Source organism: Rhodococcus sp. P14 (assembly GCF_000256505.1).
GTDB classification, from domain to species: domain Bacteria; phylum Actinomycetota; class Actinomycetes; order Mycobacteriales; family Mycobacteriaceae; genus Rhodococcus; species Rhodococcus ruber.
In genome coordinates this window covers 21,692-27,994 of record NZ_AJFC01000098.1, presented here as the reverse complement: position 1 = coordinate 27,994, position 6,303 = coordinate 21,692, and the positions used below count along the sequence as shown (strand labels likewise).

Annotated in this window: 6 protein-coding genes and 1 riboswitch; of the genes, 2 read left to right on the top strand and 4 right to left on the bottom strand. The window is 75.0% G+C overall.

Annotation, left to right across the window (positions count from 1 at the left end; all coding sequences use genetic code 11):
- A partial coding sequence (locus OEY_RS0107125) for an ATP-binding protein (protein WP_010593203.1) occupies window positions 1–732 on the bottom strand: 732 nt, incomplete at its 3' end.
- Window positions 733–767: 35 nt separating this feature from the next.
- Window positions 768–964: riboswitch (cobalamin riboswitch) on the bottom strand.
- A 34-nt stretch (window positions 965–998) separates the two neighbouring features.
- Here OEY_RS0107125 and OEY_RS0107120 point away from each other — a divergent pair.
- The gene (locus OEY_RS0107120) at window positions 999–2,201 is read left to right on the top strand and encodes a bifunctional cobalt-precorrin-7 (C(5))-methyltransferase/cobalt-precorrin-6B (C(15))-methyltransferase (protein WP_010593202.1); all 1,203 of its coding nucleotides are present in this window, start codon (window positions 999–1,001) and stop codon (window positions 2,199–2,201) included.
- On the top strand, window positions 2,198–2,959 hold the full coding sequence (locus OEY_RS0107115) for a cobalt-precorrin-4/precorrin-4 C(11)-methyltransferase (RefSeq protein ID WP_010593201.1): 762 nt from the start codon (window positions 2,198–2,200) through the stop codon (window positions 2,957–2,959). The genes OEY_RS0107120 and OEY_RS0107115 overlap by 4 nt, the downstream gene beginning before the upstream one ends.
- 55 nt (window positions 2,960–3,014) lie before the next feature.
- Here the strand turns inward: OEY_RS0107115 and OEY_RS0107110 are convergent, their stop codons facing one another.
- Genes OEY_RS0107110 through OEY_RS0107100 form a run of 3 tightly spaced genes read right to left on the bottom strand, consistent with a single transcriptional unit; the run spans window position 3,015 to window position 6,282 of the window.
- Window positions 3,015–4,538, bottom strand: a complete 1,524-nt coding sequence (locus OEY_RS0107110) for a precorrin-2 C(20)-methyltransferase (protein WP_010593200.1) — start codon at window positions 4,536–4,538, stop codon at window positions 3,015–3,017.
- Window positions 4,535–5,185: a precorrin-8X methylmutase gene (locus OEY_RS0107105; RefSeq protein ID WP_010593199.1), complete on the bottom strand. Its 651-nt coding sequence runs from the start codon at window positions 5,183–5,185 to the stop codon at window positions 4,535–4,537. The genes OEY_RS0107110 and OEY_RS0107105 overlap by 4 nt, the downstream gene beginning before the upstream one ends.
- A complete protein-coding gene (locus OEY_RS0107100; RefSeq protein ID WP_010593198.1) occupies window positions 5,182–6,282 on the bottom strand; it encodes a cobalamin biosynthesis protein CobG in 1,101 nt (366 codons plus the stop codon). Before OEY_RS0107100 ends, OEY_RS0107105 begins: the two co-directional genes overlap by 4 nt.
- Window positions 6,283–6,303 lie beyond the last annotated feature (21 nt).

Sequence of the window (6,303 nt, the reverse complement as noted above, 5' to 3'; positions counted from 1 at the left end):
GGGGGCGCCCCGCCGCGCCAGCTCGGCCTCGGCGTCGGCCCAGCCCGCGACGAACGACACCGGGTCGGCGTCGAACGCCAGGCGCCGCCGCACGATCTCCGCCCGCACCTGCGGATCGCGCGGCGCGGCCACCTCCACGGTCAGCCCGAAGCGGTCGAGCAGCTGCGGACGCAGCTCCCCCTCCTCCGGGTTCATCGTTCCGACCAGTACGAACCGGGCGGCATGCGAGACCGACACCCCGTCGCGCTCGACGGAGCACCGGCCCATCGCCGCGGCGTCGAGCAGCAGGTCCACGAGATGGTCGTGCAGCAGGTTGACCTCGTCGACGTAGAGCACCCCGCGGTGCGCCCGGGCGAGCAGGCCCGGCTCGTACTCGGCGGTGCCCCCCGACAGTGCCTTCTGCAGGTGCAGGGAGCCGGTGACCCGGTCCTCGGTGGCGCCGACGGGCAGTTCCACCAGCCGCGCCGGCCGCGTCTGCGCCGCCGCGCCGTGCGGATGCGGGCCGTCGGGACAGGACGGGTCGGGGGCGGCGGGGTCGCACGCGAACCGGCAGCCGGCGACCTCCGTGACCTGCGGCAACAGCGCGGCCTGGGCGCGCACCGTGGTCGACTTGGCGGTGCCCTTCTCCCCGCGCACGAGCACCCCGCCGATCGACGGCGACACCGCGCACAGGGACAGGGCCAGCGCGAGGTCGTCGGAGCCGACGACGGCACTGAACGGATACACGTGCACTTTCAACCTCCACAGGCTCCCGCTGGGATGTCTTCTCGGCAAACGGAATCGAGGCCGGTATTCGGACTTCCCGGTCGGACGCCGTGCGATCGCCTTCCCGGACCGGGCGGTCCAGTGGCTGCGCGTGATGCGCATGATCGACGACTCCCGGGTCACCGCAGCGGGCCTGTGCCGGATTCACACCGGCTTCCCGATTATCCCCGTGAGGGGCACCTCGATTGTCTTGCCGGCGCCGAGTCTAACCGCACCGGCTAGGGTTCGACGCCATGGGCTCACACATCACCGTCGTCGGCATGGGTGCCGACGGCTGGGACGGCCTGCCGCCCCCCGCCCGCGACGCGGTGCTCGGCGCGCAGGTCCTGCTCGGTGGGCGGCGCCATCTGGCGCTGCTGCCCGAGACCGGCGCCGTCCGCGAGCCGTGGCCGTCCCCGCTGCGCGACGGACTCGACGCGCTGCTCGCGCGGCACCGCGGCCGCACGATCGTGGCGGTCGCGTCGGGCGATCCGCTCGTCTCCGGCATCGGGACCACCCTGATCGACCGGCTCGGCGCCGACGCGGTGACGGTGCTGCCCGCCGTGTCGTCGGTGGCGCTGGCCCGCGCCCGCATGGGGTGGAGCGCCGAGTCGGTGGACGTGGTGACGCTGGTGGGCCGGGACGTGCACGCCGTCCGCCGCGCATTCGGGTGGGGGCGGCGGCTGATCGTGCTCTCCTCCGACGGCTCCACCCCGGCGCGGGTCGCCGACCTGCTGCGCCGAGACGGGTTCGGCGCGAGCACCCTGACCGTGCTGTCGGACCTCGGCGCGCCCGAGGAGGCGCGGCGCACCGCCGCCGCCGACGACTGGTCCGGCGACGCGCCCGCGCTCAACGTCGTCTGCATCGAATGCTCCGGAGCCGAGGGGTATCCCGCGACGCCCGGCCTGGCCGACGACGCGTTCGAGCACGACGGTCAGATTTCCAAACGCCCGATCCGGCTCGCCGCGGTGTGCGCGCTCGCGCCGCGGCCGGGGCAACTGCTGTGGGACGTCGGGGCCGGCGCCGGGTCGGTGGGCATCGAGTGGGCCCGCACCGATCCGCGCTGCCGCACGGTGGCGATCGAACGCGACGAGACGCGCGCCGACCGGATCGGCCGCAACGCCGCGCGGCTCGGCGTCCCGTCGGTCGTGGTGGTGCGCGGCGCCGCCCCCGACGCGCTCGCCGGTCTCGACACCCCCGATGCCGTCTTCGTCGGCGGCGGCGGGTCGATTCCCGGAGTGCTCGAAGCCTGCTGGGCGGCACTGCGTCCGGGTGGCCGTCTGGTCGCGCACGCGGTGACCCTCGAAACCGAGTCGACGTTGGTGCAGTGGTGGAAGACCCACGGCGGGGAGCTGACCCGGACGACCGTGGAACAGGCCGCACCACTCGGCGGGTTCAGCGGCTGGCAGGCGCTGCGCCCGGTGGTGCAGTGGCAGGTGACGAAAGGCGAGAGATGACAGTTCACTTCGTGGGATCCGGGCCCGGTGCGGCCGACCTGCTGACGCTGCGGGCCGCGCGCCTGCTGAGCGAGGCGCCGGTGGTGCTCTACGCCGGCACCTATCTCGACGACGAGGTGCTCGCGCACTGCCGGGACGACGCGGAGCTCGTCGACACCCAGCGCCTGGACCTGGACGAGATCACCGCGCACCTCGTCGACGCCCACCGCCGCGGCCTCGACGTCGTCCGCTTGTGTTCCGGTGACCCGTCGCTGTATTCGGCCCTGACCGAGCAGACGCGCCGGCTCGATGCCGCGGCAGTGCCGTGGGACGTCACGCCCGGTGTGCCGGCCTACGCGGCCGCCGCGGCGACCCTCGGGGCGGAGCTGACCGTGCCCGAGCTGGTGCAGACCGTCGTGCTGACCCGCACGCAGGCCCGCTCGACGACCATGCCCGACACCGAGGCCCTCGCCCGCGTCGCGGGCCTGCGCGCGAGCCTCGTGCTGCACCTGGCGATCACCCGCATCCGCGTCCTCGCCGAGGAGCTGAGCGTCGAGTACGGCGCCGACTGTCCGGCCGCGGTGGTGGCGTTCGCGTCCCGCCCGAACGAGCTGGTGCTGCGCGGCACGCTCGCCGACCTCGCCGACAAGGTCGAGGCGGCGGGACTGAAGCACACCGCGGTGATCGTCGTCGGCCGTGCCCTGGGCGTGCGGTCGGCGGACGTCGCGTGCTCGCACCTCTACGACCCGGCGCGGGACCGCAGCGGCTTCACACGGTGAACCGGAATCCGCGCGCGCCGTGACGGGCGCGGATCCCGGTGTTCCGGGCGAATGTTCAGGGACGCACCGAGCGCGACGTCCACACCGCGCCGGTCGCGGTGACCGCGGTGCCGGACGAGCCCACGAGGATCAGGCACTTCATGTCGATCGCGTCCGGGTCGAGCTTCTCGAGGGTGGTCACCTCGAGCGACTCGCCGGGGCGGCCGACGTCGCGACCGACCACCACGACGGTGTCGGCGGGGCGGTGCCGCAGCAGCACGGCCCGCGCCTGCGCGACCTGCGTGGTCCGCGACCGCGACGCCGGGTTGTAGATGCCCAGCACCAGGTCGGCCTGTGCGACGGCGGTGAGCCGCTGCTCGATCACCTCCCACGGCTTGAGCCGGTCCGACAGGCTCATCACCGCGAAGTCGCCGCCGATCGGGGCGCCCGCCCGCGCGGCGACGGCCTGGACCGCCGACACGCCGGGCAGCACCCGCACCGGGATCTCCGCGAACCGCGGATCCTGCGCGGCCTCGAACACCGCCGAGGCCATCCCGAACACTCCGGCGTCGCCACCCGAGACGACCGCCACCCGTTCGCCGGACAGGGCCAGCTCGAGCGCGACGCGGGCGCGGTCCACCTCGACGGTGTTGCCGGACGCGTGCCGTCGCTGCCCCGGCCGGACCGGCACCCGGTCGACGTAGGGCCCGTACCCGACGACGTGGTCGGCGGCCGCCAGCGCGGCGGCGGCCTCGGGGGTGAGCCACTTCTCGTCGGCGGGGCCGAGACCGACGACGAGCAGCTCACGGGCAGCGACCGCGTCGGGAACCTCGGCGACGACGGGCCGGGACCGGTCGGTGATGTCCCGGTTGCGCGGCGCGCGGTCGCCGGGGGTGAGGATCACCGAGAAGTACGGCACCGCATCGGCGTCGACGTCGGCGACGGGGACGATGCGCTGCCCGCCCATCGACGCGCGCTCGACGTACACCGCGTCGTCGAGCCGGCCCGCCTGGGCGAGCGCGGCGCGGACCGCGGGGAAGGTGCGGCCCAGCTTCATGATCGCGGCGCCGTCGGTGTCGGCGAGACGGCGCGCCAGTTCCGGCTCGGGCAGCGTGCCGGGCAGCACGGTGAGCACGTCGGTGCGCCGCACCAGCGGTTCCGCCGCGGCGGCCGCGGCCGCGGACACCGACGTCACGCCCGGAACCACCTCGGTCGCATAGCGGTTCGCGAGCCGGTCGTGCAGGTACATGTAGGAGCCGTAGAACAGCGGGTCGCCCTCGCACAGCACGACGACGGTGCGGCCGGCGTCGAGGTGCGCGGCCAGGCGCGCCGCGCACTCGTCGTAGAAGTCGGCGATGGCCCCGTCGTAGCCGCCGGGATGGTCGGTGGTGCCGGTGGTGACCGGGTAGACCAGCGCCTCCTCGAGCACCCCCTCCCGGATCAGCCCGGCCGCGATGCCCCTCGCGATGGACCGGCCGTGGGTGCCCGAGTGGTAGGCGATCACGTCGGCCTGCTCGATCAGCCGGGCCGCCTTGCGGGTGATCAGCTCGGGATCACCGGGGCCGAGGCCCACGCCGTAGAACCGTCCGGTGTCGTTCACTCCGCCTCCTGGGCCAGGGCATTGATCGCGGACGACGCCATCGCCGAGCCGCCGCGACGTCCCCGTACCACCAGGTAGGGCAGCTGCAGCGGATGCGCGGCGAGCGCCTCCTTGGATTCGGCGGCGCCGATGAACCCGACCGGCACCCCCACGATCGCGGCCGGCCGGGGGCCGCCGGCGTCGATGAGCTCGAGCAGGTGGAACAGCGCGGTGGGTGCGTTGCCGATCGCGACGACGGCGCCGTCGAGGCGGTCCTCCCACAGCGACACCGCCGCGGCCGAGCGGGTGGTGCCCCACGCCGACGCGAGCTCGGGTACCCGCGGGTCCCGCAGGAAGCACAGCACCTCGTTGTCCGCCGGCAGCCGGGTGCGGGTCACCCCGGACGCGACCATGTGCGCGTCGGTGAGGATCGGCGCGCCGGAACGCAGCGCCGTGCGCGCCGCGGACACCAGGCCCGGGTGGATCGCGAGGTCGCGGGTCAGGTCGGTCTGCCCGCAGGCGTGCACCATGCGCACCGCGACCTTCTCGGCGTCGGCCGGAATCGCGGACAGGTCGGTTTCGGCGCGGATCGTCGCGAACGACCGGACGTAGATGTCGGCGCCGTCGGTGACGTAGTCGTAGCGCCGGGGTGGGGGGGACAGGGTCATGCCGGGTTCCTCGCGAGCAGGAGCGTGTGGGGGAAATTCGGTGCGCCGCAGGATCGTTCGCATCCCACGACGTGCAGGTGGCCGGGTGGCGGCGCATCGGCGACGACGCGCCGGGCCGTGGCACGGGTGTCGCCCCCGGCGAGGCTACACCGCGGCGCGCCGGTGCATGCGGTGGTGCGGGTCCACGGCGACGCGCCGTCGAGGACGAACCCGGCGTCGCGCAGCGGCTGCGGATCGTGCTCGCCGGGCAGGACCAGGCCGCGCCACGGGGTGACGATCACGTCCGGCACGGGCAGCGCCGCCACCATCGCGGGCGAGAGGATGCCCAGCGGGACCAGGACCGAGACGGCTCCGGGCAGGGGGCCGTACGGCGCGGTGTACCGGGTGGGCGGCGGCAGCGGCGCACCACCGCCGAGTTCGGCGCCGGCCTCGGGCAGTCGGTGCACGTGCCAGCTGGTGCCGCGGATCGCCGCGAACCGTTGCGCCAGGTCGACCAGGGTCCCGACGGCCCGCTCGGCCGGCACCACCGGGCCGGAGCGCCGGCCGATCGTGACGCGGAACAGTCCGGGTTCGACGGCCACCGCGGCGAGGTCGCAGCGCAGGGTGGTGACGTCGCCGCGGCCGTCGTCGAGCCCGAAGAGGAAACGCCCCGGCAGCTGCGCCAGGGCGGGCTCGGCGCACAGGGCGGCGTCGAGCGCGCCGATCAGCGGGCGGATGTCGGCGCGGCCGCCGGTGATCCCGGACAGCGGCGAGGCGACGACGTTGCGGACCCGTTCGTGCGCCGGCGCCGGCAGGAACCCGGCCGCCGTCACCGCCTCGACCAGGCCGGCGGGCACCCCGCCGCACTCGTCCAACGCGACGCCCCTGATCTGCAGGTTTCCGCGTGAGGTGAGGTGCACGTCGCCGTCCGCGAAGGCGACCGACGCCTCCGACAGCGCCTGCAGGCCGCCGTCCGGGAGCCGGCCGCCGGGCGCGCGCAGCCGCACCAGCGCGCCGTCGGCGGCGAGGTGGGGGCGCAGCAGACCGGGGCACCGATCCTGGGTGAGCGCAGCGACGGGGGATGCCGCCTGGGCCGGCGCCGGGGGAAGGTCGACCATGGGGGCACATGGTTGCACACG

Coding starts and splice junctions, on each gene's coding strand:
- OEY_RS0107120 (WP_010593202.1), top strand. CDS start 999: ATGGGCTCACACATCACCGTCGTCGGCATGGGTGCCGACGGCTGGGAC.
- OEY_RS0107115 (WP_010593201.1), top strand. CDS start 2,198: ATGACAGTTCACTTCGTGGGATCCGGGCCCGGTGCGGCCGACCTGCTG.
- OEY_RS0107105 (WP_010593199.1), bottom strand. CDS start 5,185: ATGACCCTGTCCCCCCCACCCCGGCGCTACGACTACGTCACCGACGGC.
- OEY_RS0107100 (WP_010593198.1), bottom strand. CDS start 6,282: ATGGTCGACCTTCCCCCGGCGCCGGCCCAGGCGGCATCCCCCGTCGCT.